Below are 20,815 nucleotides of genomic sequence, written 5' to 3' on the forward strand. Positions count from 1 at the left end.
GGTGAGCCGTACGGGTGGGGCTGTCAGTCGAACAGGCCGCCGGACTCGTCCCAGGCGATGGTGTCCCAGACCGGCGCCGACGGCTGCTGGGTTCGTTCCGGCTCGGCGACCGAGGAATGCGCGCCACAGCCGTGATCGATGCTGACCACCCCTGCGTCGGACGGCGAATAGGCATTGGAGCAGACGCCGAACTCACGGCCGAGGCTGCCCCGCAACCGGACGAAGAATCCACAGGTGACGCAGGTCGCGGGCGCCAGCTTGCTCAACTGGTTGTCCGGACCGCCATCGCCGGCCTGCCAGCGTTCGGCGGCCTCACTGCGACCCTCGACCGACAACACCCGCTCACGGCCGAGACCGAGCTCGGCGACGACCGCACGGGTCTGGGAGAGCTCGGCCGGGTCGGCGTCGGCTGCGTCCTCGCCGCCGGTGTAGCCCGGTTCGAGTCGCGGATCGCTGTCCGGCGCCGGCATCAGCAGTCCGGGGCCGACGTCGCCGGCGCCGATCCGCTCGGCCCACGGCACCCACGCCTCGGCCTGCAGTGCGTCCTCGCCGGGCAGCAGCACGACCTCGTCGACGGTGGCGTGCTTGGCACGGGACGCACGGGCGACGGTCGCCGACCACTTCCACCCGACGTAACCCGGATGCGGGCAGCCGAACTGGTGGGTGACGACTCGCTCGGCCTCGGCGGTGCAGCCCAGATAGTCCCCGACGCCGAGCACTCCGGCGGTCTCGACAACCGCCTCCCGGGCCAGATCGACCGCACCTGCGCAGATCGAGTCGAGTTTCACCGCGCGGGCGCGTCCGGACGTAGCCATGGCCCCATTGTGTCAGCCGGGCACCGGTCGATCCCAATCCCCTGCGCTCTGCTGAGCCGATCGCACCGGGCCGCCTCGTCGACGATCCGTCTGGCGCCTGCCGTCCCTGTCCGAGCTCCTGCCATCGCTGTCCGAGCTCCTGCCATCGCTGTTTAAGCTCCTGCCATGGCGAAAAAGGATCTGCGCAAGCTCCTCGGTGTCCGTCCTGTCGACGGGGTGGTGGATCTGGCCGATCATCCGGCCCGCGACATCCCGGCCGGACCGGACTCCAAGAAGGATGCGCTGGCCGAGCTGACCGATCTCGGTGGCGAGCTCGCCGACCTGCAGGAGCGGTTGTACGCCGCCGGCACCGACGGTGATCGCCGTCGGGTGCTGCTGGTCCTGCAGGGCATGGACACCTCGGGCAAGGGCGGCGTGATCGAGCACGTCGTGGGACTCGTCGGCCCGGCCGGGACCCACATCAGATCGTTCAAGAAGCCGACCGCCGAGGAGCTGGAGCACGACTTCCTCTGGCGGATCCGCAACGCTGTGCCGGGACCGGGCATGATCGGTGTCTTCGACCGCTCGCACTACGAGGACGTCTTGATCACCGTCGTCCATCAGCAGATCGACGACGCCGAGCGGGAGCGTCGCTACGCCATGATCAACGACTTCGAGACCGAGCTGGCCGAGGCCGGCACGACCATGATCAAGTGCTTCCTGAACATCTCCTACGACGAGCAACGGGAGCGACTGCTGGCTCGGCTGGACGATCCCGCCAAGCACTGGAAGTTCAACGAGGGTGACATCGTCGAACGCCGGCGCTGGCCGGAGTATCAGGACGCCTATGCCGCGATGCTGGCAGCCACCTCGACCGACACCGCGCCGTGGTACGCCATCCCGAGCGACCGCAAGTGGTATCGGAACTGGGCGATCGCAACGATCCTGCGGGACACGCTTGTTGATCTTGACCCGCAGTTCCCCCAGAAGGACCTCGACCTGGCGGACCTGCGACGGCGGCTGGCACCGCCGAACTGATCATCTCGGGCATCGCGGTATCTGCAACCCGATTGCAGATACCGCTGCCCCACAAGGAAATCGGGCCTTTCGATGACAATCTGGATACGCAAGGGGATTGCAGATCATCGCAGGAGGCAGGAAATGCCGAAGTGCCAGCGGGAACCGTCAAGAAGCTGCTAGCTTTCGTTCACGATCGAAGCCGCGGGGGAGGTGGAGATCGTGTCCCCCATTCCATGACTCGGAGGCTTCTGCATGTTTTCCCTCTCCCGTCGGCGATCTCTGGTCGCCGGCGCAGCTCTTGCGCTCGCCGGCACGATCGCCGTCACGCCGCACGCTTCGGCGGCGCCGGCGGCGCACTTCACCCATGGCGGCAGCGCCTACGGATCGACGGCCAAGCTCGGCTCGGTGGTCAACTCCGGCACCACGTCGCTGGTCACCATGTGCGTCACGGACAAGTCCACCCGCGACAACAACGCGGCGGCGGTCAACCTCGGCGCGGCCGGCAAGATCGGTGCCGTCACCACCTCGATCAAGGGCAGCGAGGATTCCCCGCAGACGGTGACCACGACCAAGACCGGCGCGGTCAATCTGCTCGGCGGCATCATCCGCGCCGACGCGATCACCACCAAGGCGACGGTCACGAGCACCTCGAGCGGCTTCAAGACCAGCGGCACCACCAAGATCGCCGACCTGAAGATCGCCGGCGTGCCGATCTCGGTGACGCCGGCGAAGAACACCAAGATCTCGCTGCCGGCCGGCCTCGGTGCGGTCACGCTGAACCGGCAGGCGAGCTATATCAACTCCGCCGGCCGGGCGCAGATGATCGTCGACGCGCTGGTGATCAACGTGAACAAGTCGTCGCTGCTCGGGTTGCCGTCCGGTGCGATCGTGGTCGGACACTCCAATGCGCTGCTGAACAATCCGGTGCACACCCGGCCCTACGGGAACGCCTACGGCAGCGAGGTTCAGCTCGTCGGCGGCGTGGTGAAGTCGGGCCGGACCGCGGCCACCAACCTGCCGTGTGGCGGCACCACCGGCCGGACCCTGAGCAACGACACCGCGGCCGTCTCGGTCCCCGGCATCCTCAAGGTCGGAGCGGTCGGCACCACCGGTCTGAGCACCGACAGCAGCACCGCGACCGCGGCCAAGACCTCCTCCACCACCGGTGCGGTCTCGGTGTTGGACGGCGCGATCAAGCTCGACGCCATCACGGCCAAGGCGTCAGCCACCCAGAAGCCGGGCCAGCCGGTGGTGAAGTCGATCGCGGGCACCAAGCTGGTCGGACTGACGATCAACGGCAAGCCGATCAAGGTGACCACCAAGGAGAACACCAAGATCGACGTCGCCGGGATCGGCACCCTCTGGCTGAACAAGACCACCCGGAGCAGCACCGGCATCTCGGTCTACGCCGTGCAGCTCGAGCTGCTCAAGGCGCAGTCCGGGATGAAGGCCGGTGCCAAGATCAGCATCGGGTACGCCCGAGCTGGGGTCACCGCCAAGTGAGCGACGACCGCTGAGTTCGTCTGAACGGCGCCGGGCCGAGGTCACATCGACCTCGGCCCGTCGCCGTTTGTCGTCAGCCGACTCGGTCAGCTGATCAGACGGGTGATCAGGCCCTGCAGGAAGAAGATCAGGAACGCCACGGCGATCCCGTACAGCAACGGGTGCACCTCGCGGGCCTTGCCGCGGGTCAGCTTGAGGATCACCAACATCACGAAGCCGGCGCCGATGCCGGTGGTGATCGAGTAGGTCAGCGGCATCAGGATGATCGTCAGGAAGGCCGGCAGGCCGACCTCGACGTCGGTCCAGTTGATCTTGGTCACCTGAGACATCATCAGGAACCCGACGAACACCAGCGCCGGCGCGGCCGCCTCGGACGGGACGATCGAGGCCAGCGGCGCGAAGAACATCGCGACCAGGAAGCCGAGCCCGGTGACCACCGACGCCAGCCCGGTCCGGGCTCCCTCACCGACGCCGGAGGCCGACTCGATGTAGGCAGTGTTGGACGACACCGACCCCAGGCCGCCGGCAGCGGCCGACAGGGCGTCGACCATCAGCACCGGCCCCAGATGAGGCGGGTTGCCGTCCTTGTCCAGCAGCCCGCCCTCGGCGCCGACGCCGACCACGGTGCCCATCGTGTCGAAGAAGTCGGACAGGATCAGCGCGAAGATCAACATCACCAGCGGCAGCGCGTGCTGAACGCCGGAGGTGAAGGCGCCGAACACGCTGACGTCACCCAACAGGCTGAGGTCCGGCGCCGAGATCCAGCTGCCGACGGTCGGCACGTTCAACGCCCAGCCGGTCGGTGCATCGTCGCTGCGGGCCGGAACCCCGGCGGCGGCCTGGATGATCACCGCGACCACGGTGGCGATCACGATCGACAACAGGATGGCCCCGCGGACCTTGCGGACATGCAGGATCGCGACCACGAACAGGCCGATGGCGAAGACCAGCATCGGCCACCCGCTGAGTGATCCGTCGACCCCCAACTGGACCGGTGTCGACCCTTCGGGCTTGCGGATCACACCGGCGTCGAAGAGCCCGGCGAAGGCGATGAACAGGCCCAGTCCGACCGAGATCGCGGCCCGCATCGACGGCGACACCGCTCGGAACACGGCGGCCCGGAAGCCGGTCAGCACCAGCAGCGCGATCACCACGCCCTCGATCACCACCAGACCCATCGCCTGCGGCCAGGTCATCTGCGGTGCGATGGTGAAGGCCAGCAGCGCGTTCAGTCCCAGACCGGTCGCGATCCCCAACGGGTAGCGCCCGATCACGCCCATCGCGAGCGTGCAGAGTCCGGCGATCAGCGCCGTCGCGCCGGCGACCAGGGTGATCGCGTGGCTGACGTTCGCCCCGATCACCTCCCCGGCCGCGTCCTTGTACGGCAATCCGCCCAGCAGATTGCCCGAGGCGTCGGGTGCGGTGCCGATGATCAGCGGGTTCAGCGCCACGATGTAGGCCATCGTGAAGAAGGTCACCAGCCCGCCGCGTACCTCCCGCCCGACCGTCGATCCGCGAGCGCTGATCTCGAACCAGCGGTCGATGAAACCTTTGCCCGGTTGCTGCGGTCGCGTTGCGACGTCGGCCTTGTCGGTAGCCACGGGCGGGATCCTAGCGGCCGCTCAGTGCTCGGCGGGATCCTCCCAGTACCAGCATTCCGGGTCGTAGACCGCCGGCGTCGGGTGGATCCACGGGTTGACGTAGCCGCCGAGCATCAGATTGTCCCGGCGCGGCACGTTGCGCAGATCGGTCTTGGCCACCATCACCTGCGGGTAGTTGGCAACTGTCCCCATCATGAACGGGCCGTCGCTGAGATGGATCTTGATCATGTCCCAGACCAGCTGGTGCCGCTTCATCTCGTCGGGCTCGGTCTTGGAGCGGTCATACAGCTTCCACAGCCGGTCGATCGGGCTGCCCGCGTCGGGCTCCAGCCGCGGCGGATGCCGCTTCCACGGATCAAGTCGGCCTTCGGTCTTCTCCAGCGCCGTGCCACGTCGGGCGTACCACTGACCCTGCAGCGGTGCCCACCGCTGGGCCTCGATCGGGACGAAGAACTGCGGATAGACCAGGTGGTTGGGCCCGTCCCCGATCTCCCAGTCGTCGCGGGCCATCAGCTTCCCGGTCTGCCACTGGTCGTCGTAGGACTGCGGCGGGACCGGATTGAGCGTCAGCTTGATTCCGACCGCCTTCAGGTCGGCCACCAACTGGTTGTCTCTGGTCTGCTGGGCCTGGGAATGATCGGCGTGATAGTCCAGCCGAAGGGTCAGCGGCTCGCCACTGGGCAACTCGCGGAGCCCGTCACCGTCGGAGTCCCGCAGGCCGAGACCGTCCAATATCGCCTTGGCCTTTTCCGGGTCGTAGGCGACGTAGGAGTCCTTCCACTGCCGATACATCTGCCGACCGGTGTCGTTGACGCGGTACTCCACTGCCTTCGGGCTCATCGTGCCGGTCGTCAGCTCGCCGGTGTTGAAGTAGACACTGCGGCGCACCTCGTCGCGGTGGTAGGCGTGCGAGAGGGCCTGCCGGAATTTCGGCTCCCTGATCAACCCGCGGAGCTCGTCATCGATGAAGTCGTAGTTGAACATCACCGCCAGTCCACCGCCGGCACCGCTGTCCCACAGCAGCACCTCGACCCCGGACCGCTTCGCGCTGTCCCTGATGCCCTGCACGTCGCCGAGTGCGATCTGGTTGAACCGGCCGTAGCAGAAGTCGATGTTGCCCTGTTGGAGTTGCAGCTTGCCGGCCTCGGGATCGGTGATCACGGTGAACTGCAACTCGTCGAGGTACGGGAGTTGATCACCGTTCGGCGCAACAACCCAGTAGTAGGGATTGCGTTCCAGCACCACGCCGGTGTTGTTGTCGAAGGACTTGCACCGCCAGCCGGTCAGCGTCGGGCAGTCCGGGTTGCGGTGCCAGTCGGCCTTGGTCTCCATCAGCCCGCCGACGGAGTCCCAGTCGTCGGGAATCTTCTTGCCCCACTTGGGATGGAACTGCTTGAGGTAGTGCGCCGGCATGCTCCAAATCGGTCCGGTGCGCCCGACGTTGCCGTTCACCCAGTTGGCGACCCGGTCGGCGGTCAATGGTGCCGGCGCGTCGAAGGTGAGGGTCAGCGTGTGATCATCGGGGGCACTGAAGCGTGCCGGCTTGCCGGTGCCGGACCGTGCCTCGTCGGCGACCACCTGACCCATCTTCTCGGCCAGTACGAACTCCTCCCACCAGAACAGCACGTCGGCGGTGGTCCACGGTTCGCCGTCGGACCAGCGCAGCCCTTTGCGGAAGTGGAAGGTCCACTCGGTCGCATCGTCGTTGGACTCCCAGCTCTCCGCGATCCCCGGGCCGATGTCCTGGCCGTCGTTGAGCCAGCGCAGCGGCGAGTGGCCGTAGCTGAAGTTGTAGTCCGAGGCCGCGGCGGCCGCGCCCTGGGTGGAGAACACGTTCATGTTCAGGCGGCCGCCGTACTTGCCGGCAGAGATCCATCGATGCGGGACCACGTAGGGGTGTTCGGGCAGTCGCTCGGCGACCGGGGGCAGTTCCTTGTCCTGCAGCGTCGGCGACTGCGCGAAGCTCTTCGGCCGCGGCAGCGGCTCGGTCACCGACCCTTTGCCCCGGGCACCCGTCGAGTTGCCACCGGCACGGCTGTTGTCATCACCGCCGGAGGTGCAGCCGGCCAAGGCCGCGGCACCGGCGGCCGACGCCGCCGCCTTCAGGAATCCACGTCGGGTCCAGCCCCGGGCCCGATCACCATGATCACTTCGATACAACATCACGAGACCTCCACCGGTCCGGCGTTGGCACGCGCCATCGCTTCGGGTTGTTGATCATGAATGTGCTGGGCGAACCGACTGGCGATGTCGAGCATCCGCCCGAGCACCTCCGGTTCGCGGTTCGCCTGGTTGTAGCTCTCGGTCGGGTCGGACTCCATGTCGAACAGCTGCGGCATCTCGCGCTGATCGGCATCGTTGCGCCGCCGGACGTGGAGCTTCCACCGACCGTCCCGGACCGCATTCAACGACCACTGGTGGAAGGTGAAGATCGGGGCCCGCTCGGGCATCGGTTCCCCGCGCAGGGTGGCGCTGATGTCGCATCCGTCGATCGGCCGATCGTCGGGGACCTTGCCACCGGCCAGCGTCACCAGGGTCGGCATCAGGTCGATGAAACCGGCCGGCTCGTTGCACTCGATTCCGGCCGGGATCTCGGCCGGCCAGCGGGCGACGAACGGCATCCGGATGCCACCCTCGTAGCTCTCCCCCTTGCGCCCCCGCAGTCCGCCGGTGCTGCCCTCGAACCAGGGTCCGTTGTCGCTGGTGACGATCACCAGGGTGTTGTCGGACAGCTCCAACTGATCAAGATGATCAAGGAGTCGACCGAGGTGATGATCGATGCACTCGATGGTGTCGCCGTACGTGCCACCTCGGGACTGTCCGCGGAAGCCTTCCTCGACGTGCAGCGGGATGTGCGGCATGGTGTGCGGCAGATACACGAAGAACGGTTCATCGGCATGGTTGCTGATGAAGTCGATCGCCCGATCGGTGTAGGCCTTGGTGAGTAGCGATTGGTCGACATAGGTCTCGGCGACCTGCTGCCCCTCGAACAGATGCACCGGGTCCATGTCGTTGCTGTACGGGATCCCGAAGAACTCCTCGAAGCCGTGCCGCAGCGGATTGTGCTCGGGGCGAGCGCCGAGGTGCCACTTGCCGTAGATCGCAGTCCGGTAGCCACATTCCGACAGCAGGTCGGCCATGGTGCGTTCGTAGCTGCTCAGCCCCTCCGGTTCCTGCGGGAAGATCACCCGCTCCAGTCCGACCCGCTGGGCATATCTGCCGGTCAGCAGTGCAGCGCGGGACGGCGTACAGACCGAAGCCGCCGCGTACATCTGTCGGAAGGCGATACCACCGGCGGCCACCCGGTCCATGTTCGGGGTCTTGATCATCGAGCCACCCATGGCGCCCATGTCTCCGTAGCCCATGTCGTCCATGAACACCAGGACGATGTTGGGACGTGCCGGGGTGTCGTTGTTGGTCACGATGGTCGATCTTCCTTTCATCGGCCGCTGCTTCAACGGCACTGTCGATCAGTCTCTGTTGATCATGGTGTTGCGATCAGGTCCGGACGGTCATGATCGGTCGATCATGGTTTGTTGATCACGCTGCGGCTGTCGCCAGCTGCGCGAAGGTGCGATCGGCGAGCATCAACGCAGCACCGGCCAGCGAAGCCTCCGGTCCGGACCGGCCGGGGACCAGTCGCACCTCCGGCATCGTCGACGGGTCGGGCAGCCCGCGACGGACCCGAGGGATCACCCGATCGGCGATTGCTTCCAACGGGCCGGCGAAGATCACGTCGGAGGGGTCGAACAACTCCAGCAAGGCAACCAACCGGTCACCGAGCCGATCGGCGAAGGCATCGACCGCTCCGGTGATCTCGGTGTCGCCGCGATCCAGGCCGGCGCGCAGCGCGGCCGCCTCCTCCACGAAACTGCTGTCCGGGTCGCGAACCAGATCGAGCAGATCCTCGAAGCCCAGATGCTCGGCCGCCGGTGCGACCAGTCGCGCCGAGGACGCCGGCCGGCCGGGTCGGACCGACATCCGGACGTTGTCGGCGAACAGCAGCCCGCCGGCCCGGCCGTTGGCACCGGAGAGCAGCCGGCCACCGGTCACCACCCCGACGCCGAGCCCGGTTTCACCGCCGTGCAGGCAGATCACGTCCTCCAGCTCCGGCGCCCGCTGCCACTCCGCGACCGTGGCCAGGTTGGCCACCCGCTCGACCAGCACCGGAACCTCGCGCAGCGCCCGGCGCCGCTGCAGAGCGGCCCGGATGTCGACGTCGTTCCACTGCAGCGGGCTCGATCGGACCAGCGTCCCGGATCTGGTGTCGACCAGCCCGGGGGCCGAGACGGCGATGCCGGTCACGATGCGATCGGCGGCGCGGAGTCGTCGGACCCAGGCCGCCAACGCCTCTGCGGTCTGCTGCAGCGTCTGTTCGGGTCCGCCGTCGATCGGGTCGAGATCGAGCGTCCGGTGCTCCAGCCGCGTCGCTGCCAAGGTCCAACTGCTCAACCGCACCCGATCGGTCAGGATCTCCACCACCAGCGACACGTGTCGGGTGGCGTCGGGGCGGACGATCGTCCGGGGACGCCCCGGGCCGGAGGTCGCGCGTTGTCCGGCGTCCTCCACCAGCCCACGACCGATCAGCTCACCGACCAGGCTGGAGACGGTCGCCTTGTTCAGGCTCAAGGCCTCGCCGATGTCGGTACGCGAACAGCCGCCGCGCTCTCGGACCACGGCGGCCACCGAACCCAGATTGTGCGAACGCACCCGCTGCTGGCTCGCGTACACGATCATCCCTTCCCGGACCGGGCACTCCCCCGGTCAGCTGCTCGTCCGCAGTCTAATCATTCTTACGGCCCAACGTAACTAATTAGGCGAATTGATCGTCGGCGCCAATTCGGTGGCAGCGGCCCCACTCCGCCAGTAGCGTCGAAACATGCCAGCGTCGGCGTTGATCAGCGTGCAGGGTCTGTGTCGGGAGTTCCACCGGCCACGCCGCTTCGACGGCCCGTTCGGCGGGCTGCGGACGCTGCTGACCCGGCAGCACGAGGTGGTGCGAGCGGTCCGAGACGTCTCGTTCACGATCGAGCCGGGCGAACTGGTCGGCTACATCGGACCCAACGGCGCCGGAAAGTCGACCACGATCAAGATGCTGACCGGCATCCTGGTACCGACCTCCGGTTCGCTCGAGGTCGGCGGTGTGCTGCCGTGGCGCGATCGGGAGCGCAACGCCCGACAGATCGGTGTGGTGTTCGGACAGCGATCCCAGCTGTGGTGGGACCTCCCGCTGATCGAGTCGTTCCGGTTGATCGGCAAGCTCTACGACGTCCCCACCGACCGGTTGCGAGACACCGTCGGACACTTCACCGAGTTGCTCGGGATGGCCGACTTCCTGCAGACCCCGGTCCGGCAGTTGTCCCTGGGCCAGCGGATGCGCGGCGACCTCGCGGCGGCGATGTTGTACGGGCCGAAGATCCTCTATCTCGACGAACCGACCATCGGGCTCGACATCGTCGCCAAGGAACGGATCCGTGACTTCATCGCCGATCTGAATGCCGACCGGCGGACCACCGTCATCCTGACCACCCACGATCTCGGTGATCTTGAACGGTTGACCTCCAGGATCATGCTGATCGACCACGGCATGCTGCTGTACGACGGCTCGCTGGCCGCGTTGAAACACCGCTATGCGCCCTATCGCGAGCTGGTGGTGCAGCCGGCCGACCTGGAGTCGCTGCAGGTCGCCGGCACCACCCGGTCCAAGATCGAGGACGGCCGGGTCTGGCTCCGGGTGGATCCGGACTCCCAGCAGATGGCCGAGGTGATCGGCCGGCTGATGGCCCGCTACGGCGTCGCCGACCTGGCGATCGTCGAACCCGATCTCGGCGGGGTGATCCGACAGATCTACTCCGACCAGCACGTGGACGTCACCGCCCCGACGGCCCCCGCCGCCTCGGGCTCGTCGGACGATCCGGGCTCGTGGAGCGGTCCAGGTCGGTCGGGCGACCGGGATGCGTCCGGCGATCCGGACTCGTCGGGCAATCCTGATTCGTCGGGCGGCCCTGATTCGTCGGGCGTCCGGAGCAAGCCGTGACGGTGCAATCGGTCTCCGCGACGACCGGACTGCGGTGGCGGGTCGGCGCCTATCTCGCGGTCGCCAGGATGGCGTTCCGTGCGAAGTTGATCTACCGAGCGGGGCTGATGATCTCGGTCGCGGTACTGCTGATCCATGTTGTGGCGTTGCGATTCGTCTGGACCTGGGTCTATGCCGACCGGCCGGCTGTGACCGGCAACGGCGGTGTCGGCTCGGTCCCGCTGTCGACCCAGCTGGGCTACGTCTCGCTGTCGATGATCCAGTTCTGGCTGATCGACCAGTGGTCGACCTATTCGATGCGGCAGCGCCTGCGGGAAGGCAAGATCGGCGCCGATCTGGCTCGGCCGATCGGTGTTCTGCAACAGGCCGCGATGGCCAGGGCCGGGACGATCGTCGCCGGTCTGCCGTTCGCCGTGATCGCCGTTCCGTTCGCGTTGCTGCTCGGCGGGGCGGCTCGGCCGGCCGGTGCGCAGGCCGTCGCCGGCTACCTGGTCTCGGTGATCTTGGCCGTGGTGATCGCGATCGAACTGGAACTGCTGCTCGACCTGTTGGCCTTCTGGATGCTGGAGATCGGAGGGATCTGGCTGTCCTACAGCCTGGTCAGCCGCTTCCTCTCCGGGTCGCTGGTGCCGCTGTGGTTCATGCCGGACTGGCTGCGGACGGTGGCTGCCGCGCTCCCCTTCCAGGCCACCACCTACGCTCCGGTCGCCATCTTCCTGGGCAAGATCAACGGACCCGAGCTGGTCCGCTCGGTGATCATCTCCGCAATCTGGGCGGTGCTGCTCTGGCTGCTGCTGCGGCTGGTCTGGTGGCGCGCGGTCCGACGCGTCGTGGTCCAGGGAGGTTGATCTTGATGCCGGAGGTCCAACAGCATTCCCGTCGAGATACCGGACCGCTGCGCCAGCTTCGGCTCTACGGCGTGCTGCTGTCGGCCGCGGTCCGCGCCCAGGGCCAATATCGGGCGAACCTGATCATCTCGCTGATCGGCGCGATCGCGTACCAGGGCGCTGGTTTCGCCTTCGTCTGGGTGGTGGTCAGCCAGTTCGGCCAACTCGGCGGCTGGGGCCTGCCGGAGCTGGCGCTGCTGTACGGGATGCGGCTCGGCGCGCACGGGCTGTTCACCTTCTTCTTCGCCCAACTGCTCGGCGAGGTCGGCGACATCGTCCGGGAGGGAACCTTCGACCGGTTCCTGATCCGACCGCTCGATCCGCTGCTCCAGGTGATCACCCGGCAGTTCAACCTGACCGTGATCGGCGACCTGATCGGCGGTATCGGGCTGATCGTGATCGGCGCCGCCGCCGTCGACGTCGCCTGGACCGCACCGAGTTTCGGCTTCCTGGTGCTGGCCGTGATCGGCGGCGCCCTGATCGAGGGATCGATGCAGCTCGCCGCCAGCGCCCTGTCGTTCCGGCTGCTGTCGACCGAGACGCTGTCGTACGCGATCGACCAACTGCTGGCCGAGCTCGGCGGCTACCCGCTGCGGATCTTCCCGCGCGGCATCCAACTCGGCCTGACCTTCGTCTTCCCGCTGGCCTTCATCGCCTACTTCCCGGCCTCGGTCCTCCTGGGTCGCACCGACGAGCTGGCCACCCCGGCCTGGCTGGCCCTCCTGGCCCCGGCCGCAGGCATCCTCACCACCATTACCGCGTACGCCTTCTGGCGCCACCAATCCCGCCACTACTCCAGCGCGGGCCACTGAACTGGACGCGATATATCAAGGTTAGGCACGTTCCAGCACTGCGGGAACGTGCCTAACCTCGATATATCATCCTGGCGCTGTGCGCCCCGAACGCCTCAGACGTCGAGTTCGTCGGCGACGGCGCGGAGCACGGTGGCGAGTTTCTTGCCGACCTTGCCGTCGGGATGACGGCCGCGGCGGTAGCCGTTGCCGACGGCGTCCAGCATCTTGATCAGGTCCTCGACGATGACGGCCATCTCATCGGGCGACTTCCGATTCTGCTTGGCCAGCGACACGGGCGCGTCCAGCAGTCGGACCGACAGGGCCTGCTCGCCCTTGCGTCCTTCGACCACGCCGAACTCGACCCGTTGCCCGGGCTTGAGGGCGGTCACGCCGGCAGGCAGCGCCGCGGCGCGGACATAGACGTCCCCACCGTCCTCCTTGCTCAGGAATCCGAACCCCTTGGCGGAGTCGTAGAACCTGACCTTCCCTGTTGGCACCGCAACCTCACTTGCTCGACCGGTCGACGCCCCGGACGCTTCCGGGCCGGGCCAAGCGTATCGATTGTTCCGCTCCGCCCCAACCAACTTTGCCCATCGGACACCCTTGCTGCTCCGGACGCCCCACGGCGACGCCCGACGGCGATATGGCACCACGAGCAGCCGAATCGTCCCCGACCGCGCGCCACCGACGGCGATACGGCAACACGAGTTACGAAACGTCCCGACCCCGTACGACCAAGCACGACATGGCGGCACGGGGCGCGACCCGACAGCGGATTGAGACCCGACAGGGGTGCGGTCGCCGTTCAGCCCGGACCGGGCTCCTCGAATGGGGGTGCTCGGAACGGGCCCACTCGGAACGGGCCCACTCGTGACGGGGCGACTCGTGACGGGGCGACTCCGGACGGGCCGCTCCGACAGGGAATTCTCCGCAACGAGCCCCTCGTGACGGGCGACTCGAGACGTGTCCCTCCGGACGGGAGGGCCCCCGGACGGCATCAGTCCGGACGGGCATCGGCGGCGAGCGCGGCGACGAGCATCTCCAACGCCGGGACGGCCGCGGAGATCGCATCGGACTCCGCCTGCGGCAGCTGTCGCACGCAGTCGGCCACCAGCGCGGCCCGGCGACTCCGGATCCGGTCGTGGATATCCCGACCACGTTCGGTGCCCGACACCGACACCGATCGGAGGTCGCTCGGATCGGCCGTGCGCACGATCAGCCCCTGATCGACCAGCTTGCCGACCACCCGCGACATCATTGTCGGGTTCAGCCGCTCGCGGTCGATCAGTTCGGCCAGCTTCATCGGACCCTGGGTCACGATCTGGCCCAGCACCGAGGCCTGGGTCGGGGTCAGACCTTCACCCGTCGAGGTCACGTTGAGCTCGCGGGTCAGTTGGCCCACCACCCGCCGCAGCCGGGTCACCAGATCCGCGTCCACCCCAGCTCCTCAGGCCAGCAGCACGATGTGTCCGCAGCAGCATAGGACCCCGCGCCCTCGATGTCAGGACTTCGAACGGCGTCGGCTGGGCCACGGCGACTCCCACAACCTGACGGCTACCGACAGCACGGCAGCAGTTCGCAGGACTCGCCGGCTAGTGTCCGATGACGGCCACCGCGATCCCGGGGACGATGAACGGCGAGATGGCGATGATCAGACTGACAACGCCGAGCTTGCGTCCCTTGCCGGTGCCGATGGCCTGGATGGCCAGGGTCAGTGCCGAACCGATCAGGATCACTCCGACCACGAACGCCAGCACCATCACCACGGCCCACGTCCCGGCCGCCGCGACGGCCTGACCGGCGTCCTCGGAACCGCTCTTCGTTGCCTTGGTCAGCGCGCTCACCAGCAGCCCGAAGTTGACACCGATCAGGATGGTCGAACCGAAGAACAACACGGCTTCCAGGATCGAGACGATCAGCGCGGCCACACCGAACGACTTCGAGCCGGTAGCCACCTCCCGTCCTGCGTGAGCTGCCTTGTCCACGGCGTCGTCGGTGCCGGATCTCTCACTCATGTCGATCTCCTTCGCGTTCGTCGGTTCCGCCGCCACGGCCCGGCTGCCTGTGGCCGCCATTACAGCCACACCGAGGTGCAAGAACCCGAAACGCAGCCCACCGAACGCCGATCGAAAGGGCGTCGTGATCCCGTCCTGATGCGACATTAGGGAGCGCCTCATGAATCGAGTGGCACGTTCGGATCTGTCCGCACCCGACGTGGCCGATGTTGGAATATCGGAGTACGCCGAGCAGTCCGGCCGCGGAGTCGCCGCCCGGCCGCGGAGTCGCCGCCCGGCCGATCAGGGCTTGAGCGGCGCCAGCGGAAGATTGTGGATCGCCCGGGCCAGGGCCTCGACCGGTTCGCGTGGTGCGCGCGGGTTGTCCACCAGCGCCATCTCGACGTCGGGCAGGGTCGGCAGATCGAAACGACCGGACAGCGATCGTAGGTCACCGGGCACCCGGCTCTGGGCCAACACGCAAATGCCGAGTCCGGCCCGGGTGGCGGCCAGGATCGCATTGATCTCCCGGGTGTTGCAGGTGATCCGCCAACTCCAGCCACGCGCCTCCAGGGCGCCGATCGCCGAGCTCCGGCTGTAGCTCGGTGCGTGATACGTGATCAATGGCACCGGCTGATGCGGATCGAGTTCGGTCGTGTCCAGCCCGACCCAGACCAGCCGATCCCGGCGGACCAGCCGGCCACGATCGGTGTCCGGCTCCTGGTTGATGAAGATCAGGTCCAGATGATTGGCCATCAGCCGTCGCTGCAGGATGCCCGACTGGGTCACGGTCAGCTCCAAGTTGATCTTGGGATAGAGCTGACGGAAGTCCCGCAGGATGGTCGGCAGTTCGCTCAGCGCGAGCTCGTCGGCGGCGCCGAACCGGAGCCGGCCGGACATCGCCGAGCCGCGGAAATAGGCGATCGCATCGTCGTTGGCGGCCAGGATCGTCCGCGCGAAGCCGGCCATCGCCTCGCCGTTGTCGGTCAGCCGTACGGTCCGGGTGTCCCGGGAGACCAGTTGTCGGCCTGCCGCCTGTTCCAATCGGCGGATGTGCTGGGACACCGTCGGCTGGCTGAGACCGAGCTGCTCGGCGGCCCGGGTGAAGCTGAGGCCCTCGACGACGGCAAGGTAGGTGCGCAACAGCACCGGATCGAAGGTCTGCTCGTCGGCCATCATCGCCTCTCCCGCGCCCGCGACTGCGGCACGCCTGCAACATTCTTGCTCGCCAGCAGGGCAACCGGGCGGAAGCGGGGCCGCGTACGGCCTGATACGGCACTTTGTTCCACCGGGCGACCTGGCGGCTCACCAAGTTATTACGTGACGCAATACTAGATATAGCTGCAATGATGTGCATCAATATCTCGACTGGCATAGTCTGGTCCGCACAGCCTCGCAGCCCGGTGACTTCCCCCAATCTCACACGGATGACGACACGACGACGTGTGTGAGGTGCGTGCCCCACCCGTGAGTTCTGATGCAAAAAGTCTGGTGATTGCCCCGTGTCCGCGGTGCCCGCTGAACGCCGTGCGCCCTCCGTCCGCCTCGACCCAACAGATCCGATCGACCTCGACGAGTCGTCGTTCGATCGCGCCGCCGCTCCCACCGTTGATGCGGCCGATCTGTCCCCAGCCGACCAGCAGACGGCGCCGAAGGCAGCGTTCCGCTGGCCGCGCAGCTTCTCCGCCCTGCAGGTCCGCAACTACCGGATCTACGTCTGCAGCCAGTTGGTCGCCAACACCGGACTGTGGATGCAGCGGATCGCTCAGGACTGGTTGATCAGCGATCTCACCGGAAGTGCCGCCGCGGTCGGCATCACGGTGGCCTGTCAGTTCCTTCCGGTGTTGCTGTTCGGCATGTTCGGCGGCCTGATCGCCGACCGATTCGGTAAGCGCCGGGTGCTGATGATCACCCAGTCGGTCGCCGCCGGCCTGGCGATCCTGCTCGGTACGCTCGCGGTCACCGGTGCGGTACAGGCCTGGCATGTGTTCACGATCGCGGCGCTGCTCGGGTTCGTCACCGTGGTGGACAATCCGACCCGGCAGGCCTTCGTCTCCGAACTGGTCGGCCACGCCCACATCCGCAATGCGATCAGCCTCAACTCCTCGGTCTTCCAGCTCGGCGGGCTGATCGGTCCGGCGATCTCCGGTGTGCTGATCAACGCCGTCGGACAGGGACCGTCGTTCATGATCAACGGCGGCGCCTGCCTGTTGGTGGTCACCCTGCTCGGCATCATGGCGATCCCGGAATCCCATCGGACCGGCGCCGCAACCGCCGACGCGTCGATCAAGGATCAGGTCGCCGAGGGACTGCGCTACATCCGCCGTACCCCGGAGGTGATGTGGGCCATCGTGCTGGTGGCCGCGCTCGCGCTCTTCGGGCTCAACATGCCGGTCATCCTGACCGCATTCGCCACCACCGAGTTCAACGCGGGGGTCGGCGGCTACAGCATGTTCAACACCCTGGTCGCGATCGGTTCGCTGACCGGCGCCCTGTTGTCGGCCCGGCGCAGCGCCAGCCCTCGGCTGCGCTTCCTGGTCAGCTGCCTGGTCGGGCTCGGCATCGGCCTGGCCCTGGCCTCGGTGTTCGGGATCGAACTGCTGTTCTGCGCCACTCTGATCGGCATCGGCATCGTCACCATGCTGTTCATGACCAGCGCCAACTCGCTGGTGCAGATGACTGCCCCGGCGGCCGTCCGCGGCCGGGTGATGAGCGTCTACCTGCTGATGCTGCTCGGCTGCCAGGCGATCGGTGGCCCGATCGTCGGGTCGGCCATCGACCACTTCGGCGTCCGGCCGACCATGCTGACCTGCGGTGTGATCGTCGCACTGGTCGCCGTCTCGGCCGGCCTGGCGATGGCCCACCAGTCCCAGCTGCGACTGACCGTCGTACGCAGCCGGGTGCCGCTGCACATCGTCCACCGCTGAAATCCCAGAGGCTGCCAGAGCGTCGTCGGGCTCTCGCGCAACGGCGCTCTGCCGCCGTCTGGTTGGCAGCGGGCTGCGTACCCTGGGTGCATGAGGCGCCGGGGTGTGCGGTTGATGATCATCGGCGGGCTGATGTCGGGCAGCTTGCTGACCGGGTGTTCGACCTCGGGATCCGGCGCCGCGGATCCGTCACCCTCGGTCGCGGCGTCGTCGGCCGCGAGTCCGGACACTCCCGAGGCCAAGACGTCACCGTCGGCTTCCGACTCACCTGAACCGTCGGCTTCACCGAGCGGGTCGCCGACTGCTCGCGCCACCGCGGGATCGGCCACCGGGTCGGTGCGGATCGAACGCACCATCGCCGACGGGTTGAACGTGCCCTGGGGACTGGCCCTGTTGCCGGGCGGCGATCTGCTGATGACCTCCCGCGACGATCGGACCATCACCCGGATCGATCTCGCGACCGGCGGCCGTACGGTGATCGGCACCATCGACGATGCGGTGTCCAACGTCACCTCCGGTGGCGAGGCGGGACTGCTCGGGATCGCGGTGTCGCCGACCTTCGGCTCGGACCGGCACATCTTCGTCTACTATTCGACCGCCGACGACAACCGGATCGCGCGGCTGACCTACGATCCGCGGGCCGATCACGGCCGTCAGCTGTCGCACCAGAAGGTGATCTTGTCCGACATCCCGCACGGCCTGCATCACGACGGTGGTCGGATCGCGTTCGGGCCGGACGGCCGGCTGTACGCCTCCACCGGCGAGGCCGGTGAACCGTCCCTGTCGCAGGACAAGTCCTCGCTCGGCGGCAAGATCCTGCGGATGACGGCGTCCGGTGCTCCGGCACCGGGCAATCCCGATCCGGATTCTGTGATCTGGTCCATCGGGCATCGCAACGTCCAGGGGCTGGCCTGGGATCCGGCCGGCCGGCTGTGGGCCTCGGAGTTCGGCGACAAGAGCGCCGATGAACTCAACCTGATCAAGCCCGCCCGCAACTACGGCTGGCCGGACACCCAGGGACGTACCGACGATCGACGGTTCACCGGCCCGGTTGCGCAGTGGGGCACCGACGAGGACTCCCCCAGCGGCATCGCCTACGCGGCCGGCGCGATCTGGATGGCCGCACTACAGGGCGAACGGCTCTGGCGGATCCCGCTCGACGGCGCCGAACCGGTGGCCGCTCCGCAGGACTTCCTGAACGGTGATCATGGACGGCTGCGCAGCGTGCTTGCCGTCGACGCCGACAGCATCCTGGTCAGCACCAGTAATACCGACGGACGCGCCGATCCCGGAGCCGGTGACGATCGGCTGCTGCTGCTCCAAGTTTCCTGAAACCCCCGGGATCCTGGAACCACCCGGGATCTCCTGAAGCCGACGGGGCCTCAGACCAGAATGCGATGACACCCGGTGCGCTGCGACGGGGGGACCAACACAGCAGAGCCGGATGTCATCGCATTCGATGTGAATGAACGACCGGGAGGTGACGACTCAGTTGCCGCCGAAGCCGCCTTCGGAGCCACCTTGTTCGGAGTCGCCGCCGAAGCCGCCCTCCGAGTCACCGGACTGGCCGCCCTCGGAGCCGCCGCCGAAGCCGCCCTCCGAGTTGCCTCCCTCAGAACCGCCGCCCTCGGAGCCGCCGCCGAAGCCGCCCTCCGAGTTGCCTCCCTCAGAGCCGCCGCCGAAGCCGCCGCCCTCAGAACCGCCGCCCTCAGAGCCGCCGCCGAAGCCGCCACCCTCAGAACCGCCGCCCTCAGAGCCGCCGCCGAAACCGCCACCCTCAGAACCGCCGCCATCAGAACCGCCGCCGAAGCCGCCTTCCGAACCGCCGCCCTGCGAGCCGCCGTCCTCGGAGCCGCCGAAGCCGCCACCCTCAGAACCGCCGCCTTCAGAACCGCCGCCGAAGCCGCCTTCCGAGTTGCCGCCCTCGGAGCCGCCGCCGAAGCCGCCCTCCGAATTGCCGCCGTCGGAGCCGCCGCCGAAGCCGCCCTCCGAACCGCCGGACTCGTTACCGCCGAAACCGCCCTCAGAGCCGCCGGAGTTGGGGTCGTCGTCACTCAGGTTTTCACGTGGGTCGTTCGACATGAACTGTTCCTTCCTGATCGGCAGGCGGCAGCAGTCCCACCGCCTCCGGTCAAACTAGGCAGCCAATGGGTCAGCGACCGACCAGCAGCCGCCGCGAATTCTCAGATCGGCGCGATCCAAGACGACCTTTGCGGTTCGCTGGCCGATCGTGGACCGTATCCCCGGCAGTTCTTGAGTTCTGTCGACAATGCACCGTCGGACGCCACGTGGCCGGAGACCCGAGTCGCGCGAGACGGGATGAGACGCTCGGTCGCGCGAGATGGGTCGCGGCGAGATGACGTCGTACGGAGATGAGTCGGGGGTCGCGCGACACTAGACTGATCGGCATGGCCACCTGGGAGGACGGACCGGAGTACGCGCCGCTCGAGGCGCCGGAGCGGTTCACGGTCCCCGACGTGCCGCCGTTGGGCGAAGCGCCGCCGCCGGCTGCGTTGCCCTACGCTCCGGCCGAACGCCCCCAGTTCGGCAACCCCGATGATCCGGTCGCGCCACTGGCGACCTTGGATCCCGAACGCAGCACCGAGGAACGCGACCCGAGTACGCCGTTCGAGGTCGACTCCGGCACCATGACCGAGGGCAACAGCGGCGGCGCCTGGGGCGCCGCCCATTGGCGTCCGCCTTCCGGTCCACCGGTCGGCCAACCCGGCCCCTGGGGTCCGCCGGCCGGCGTACCGATCGATCCGGCAGCACCGGTCGCGCTGCAGTCCGGTGCTCCCCACCCGGTCGGCAACATGCCCGCGCCCGGAACGCCCGGCTGGTTCGGGCCCGGACCGAACTCCCCCGCCCCACAGCGGCCACCGAGCCTGTGGCGAGCAACGCCGCCCGGCGCGATCATCGCGCTGGCGCTGTCGATCATCGTCGTGGTCTCGCCGCTCACCTTCGTGGCCGGACTGTTGCTGTCGTTGCGTGCTCGCTACGCCAAGCGCGCGATCCTGATCGGCTACGCCGTCGTCGGCGCCGTGATCCTGATGATCACCGTCGGCAGCACGTTGGCCAATTACGGATCGTTCGGCGACTGGTTCCGTACGGCCCAGGGCTGGTGCGTGCTCGGCTCGGCGCTGATGATCGTTCTCACCCTGGTCCTGGTCAACAACGAGTTGAAGCGAGGTCCGCAGGGCGGGGCACCCACCGGCGGCTATCCCCCGCGGCCCCCGTACTCGTCGTGACAGCTCGGTA

General features: G+C 67.6%; 18 protein-coding genes. 8 read left to right on the forward strand and 10 right to left on the reverse strand.

Annotation, left to right across the window (positions count from 1 at the left end; genetic code table 11):
• Positions 1 to 23 precede the first annotated feature (23 nt).
• Complete coding sequence (locus BLU38_RS08335) at positions 24 to 815, reverse strand: DUF3027 domain-containing protein (RefSeq protein WP_091522840.1); 792 nt, start codon at positions 813 to 815, stop codon at positions 24 to 26.
• A 165-nt stretch (positions 816 to 980) separates the two neighbouring features.
• On the opposite strand from BLU38_RS08335, the gene BLU38_RS08340 reads away from it, so the two are divergent.
• The gene (locus tag BLU38_RS08340) at positions 981 to 1,832 is read left to right on the forward strand and encodes a PPK2 family polyphosphate kinase (protein WP_091522844.1); all 852 of its coding nucleotides are present in this window, start codon (positions 981 to 983) and stop codon (positions 1,830 to 1,832) included.
• 234 nt (positions 1,833 to 2,066) lie between these two features.
• A complete protein-coding gene (locus tag BLU38_RS08345; RefSeq protein ID WP_091522847.1) occupies positions 2,067 to 3,317 on the forward strand; it encodes a choice-of-anchor P family protein in 1,251 nt (416 codons plus the stop codon).
• A gap of 86 nt (positions 3,318 to 3,403) precedes the next feature.
• Here the strand turns inward: BLU38_RS08345 and BLU38_RS08350 are convergent, their stop codons facing one another.
• The 4 genes from BLU38_RS08350 to BLU38_RS08365 form a co-directional block, all read right to left on the reverse strand.
• Complete coding sequence (locus BLU38_RS08350; RefSeq protein WP_231920239.1) at positions 3,404 to 4,918, reverse strand: NCS2 family permease; 1,515 nt, start codon at positions 4,916 to 4,918, stop codon at positions 3,404 to 3,406.
• A gap of 21 nt (positions 4,919 to 4,939) precedes the next feature.
• Positions 4,940 to 7,081 (reverse strand): ABC transporter substrate-binding protein, encoded by a 2,142-nt coding sequence (locus tag BLU38_RS08355; RefSeq protein ID WP_091522850.1) that lies wholly within the window; start codon positions 7,079 to 7,081, stop codon positions 4,940 to 4,942.
• Positions 7,081 to 8,340 (reverse strand): sulfatase family protein, encoded by a 1,260-nt coding sequence (locus BLU38_RS08360; protein WP_172836098.1) that lies wholly within the window; start codon positions 8,338 to 8,340, stop codon positions 7,081 to 7,083. Before BLU38_RS08360 ends, BLU38_RS08355 begins: the two co-directional genes overlap by 1 nt.
• Positions 8,341 to 8,458: 118 nt before the next feature.
• Positions 8,459 to 9,649, reverse strand: coding sequence for an ROK family transcriptional regulator (locus tag BLU38_RS08365; RefSeq protein WP_172836099.1), 1,191 nt, complete (start codon positions 9,647 to 9,649; stop codon positions 8,459 to 8,461).
• A gap of 148 nt (positions 9,650 to 9,797) precedes the next feature.
• Here BLU38_RS08365 and BLU38_RS08370 point away from each other — a divergent pair, with 148 nt between their 5' ends.
• The 3 genes from BLU38_RS08370 to BLU38_RS08380 are packed head-to-tail and all read left to right on the forward strand — an operon-like array spanning position 9,798 to position 12,654.
• Positions 9,798 to 10,955: an ABC transporter ATP-binding protein gene (locus BLU38_RS08370; RefSeq protein ID WP_091522861.1), complete on the forward strand. Its 1,158-nt coding sequence runs from the start codon at positions 9,798 to 9,800 to the stop codon at positions 10,953 to 10,955.
• Complete coding sequence (locus BLU38_RS08375) at positions 10,952 to 11,803, forward strand: ABC transporter permease (RefSeq protein WP_231920240.1); 852 nt, start codon at positions 10,952 to 10,954, stop codon at positions 11,801 to 11,803. Before BLU38_RS08370 ends, BLU38_RS08375 begins: the two co-directional genes overlap by 4 nt.
• A gap of 5 nt (positions 11,804 to 11,808) precedes the next feature.
• Complete coding sequence (locus BLU38_RS08380; protein ID WP_197680044.1) at positions 11,809 to 12,654, forward strand: ABC transporter permease; 846 nt, start codon at positions 11,809 to 11,811, stop codon at positions 12,652 to 12,654.
• A gap of 95 nt (positions 12,655 to 12,749) precedes the next feature.
• Here the strand turns inward: BLU38_RS08380 and BLU38_RS31365 are convergent, their stop codons facing one another.
• The 4 genes from BLU38_RS31365 to BLU38_RS08400 all read right to left on the reverse strand — a co-directional run bounded on the left by BLU38_RS31365 (position 12,750) and on the right by BLU38_RS08400 (position 15,809).
• On the reverse strand, positions 12,750 to 13,133 hold the full coding sequence (locus tag BLU38_RS31365; RefSeq protein WP_091522864.1) for a cold-shock protein: 384 nt from the start codon (positions 13,131 to 13,133) through the stop codon (positions 12,750 to 12,752).
• Positions 13,134 to 13,633: 500 nt separating this feature from the next.
• Complete coding sequence (locus BLU38_RS08390; protein WP_091522868.1) at positions 13,634 to 14,074, reverse strand: MarR family winged helix-turn-helix transcriptional regulator; 441 nt, start codon at positions 14,072 to 14,074, stop codon at positions 13,634 to 13,636.
• 154 nt (positions 14,075 to 14,228) lie between these two features.
• Complete coding sequence (locus tag BLU38_RS08395) at positions 14,229 to 14,651, reverse strand: hypothetical protein (protein ID WP_157683307.1); 423 nt, start codon at positions 14,649 to 14,651, stop codon at positions 14,229 to 14,231.
• Between the two features lie 282 nt (positions 14,652 to 14,933).
• On the reverse strand, positions 14,934 to 15,809 hold the full coding sequence (locus tag BLU38_RS08400) for a LysR substrate-binding domain-containing protein (RefSeq protein ID WP_197680045.1): 876 nt from the start codon (positions 15,807 to 15,809) through the stop codon (positions 14,934 to 14,936).
• Positions 15,810 to 16,141: 332 nt separating this feature from the next.
• On the opposite strand from BLU38_RS08400, the gene BLU38_RS08405 reads away from it, so the two are divergent.
• Together BLU38_RS08405 and BLU38_RS08410 are read left to right on the forward strand one after the other, a co-directional pair.
• Positions 16,142 to 17,557 carry an MFS transporter gene (locus tag BLU38_RS08405; protein WP_231920241.1) on the forward strand — a complete coding sequence of 472 codons (1,416 nt, stop codon included), beginning with the start codon at positions 16,142 to 16,144 and terminating at the stop codon, positions 17,555 to 17,557.
• Positions 17,558 to 17,647: 90 nt separating this feature from the next.
• A complete protein-coding gene (locus tag BLU38_RS08410) occupies positions 17,648 to 18,889 on the forward strand; it encodes a PQQ-dependent sugar dehydrogenase (protein WP_231920242.1) in 1,242 nt (413 codons plus the stop codon).
• A 156-nt stretch (positions 18,890 to 19,045) separates the two neighbouring features.
• Here the strand turns inward: BLU38_RS08410 and BLU38_RS30805 are convergent, their stop codons facing one another.
• Positions 19,046 to 19,639, reverse strand: a complete 594-nt coding sequence (locus BLU38_RS30805) for a hypothetical protein (RefSeq protein ID WP_157683308.1) — start codon at positions 19,637 to 19,639, stop codon at positions 19,046 to 19,048.
• A gap of 326 nt (positions 19,640 to 19,965) precedes the next feature.
• Between BLU38_RS30805 and BLU38_RS08420 the strand changes: the two genes are divergently transcribed.
• The gene (locus BLU38_RS08420) at positions 19,966 to 20,805 is read left to right on the forward strand and encodes a hypothetical protein (protein WP_091522875.1); all 840 of its coding nucleotides are present in this window, start codon (positions 19,966 to 19,968) and stop codon (positions 20,803 to 20,805) included.
• Positions 20,806 to 20,815 lie beyond the last annotated feature (10 nt).

Origin of the sequence: Microlunatus soli, assembly GCF_900105385.1 — a bacterium.
In the GTDB taxonomy this organism is placed as follows: domain Bacteria; phylum Actinomycetota; class Actinomycetes; order Propionibacteriales; family Propionibacteriaceae; genus Microlunatus; species Microlunatus soli.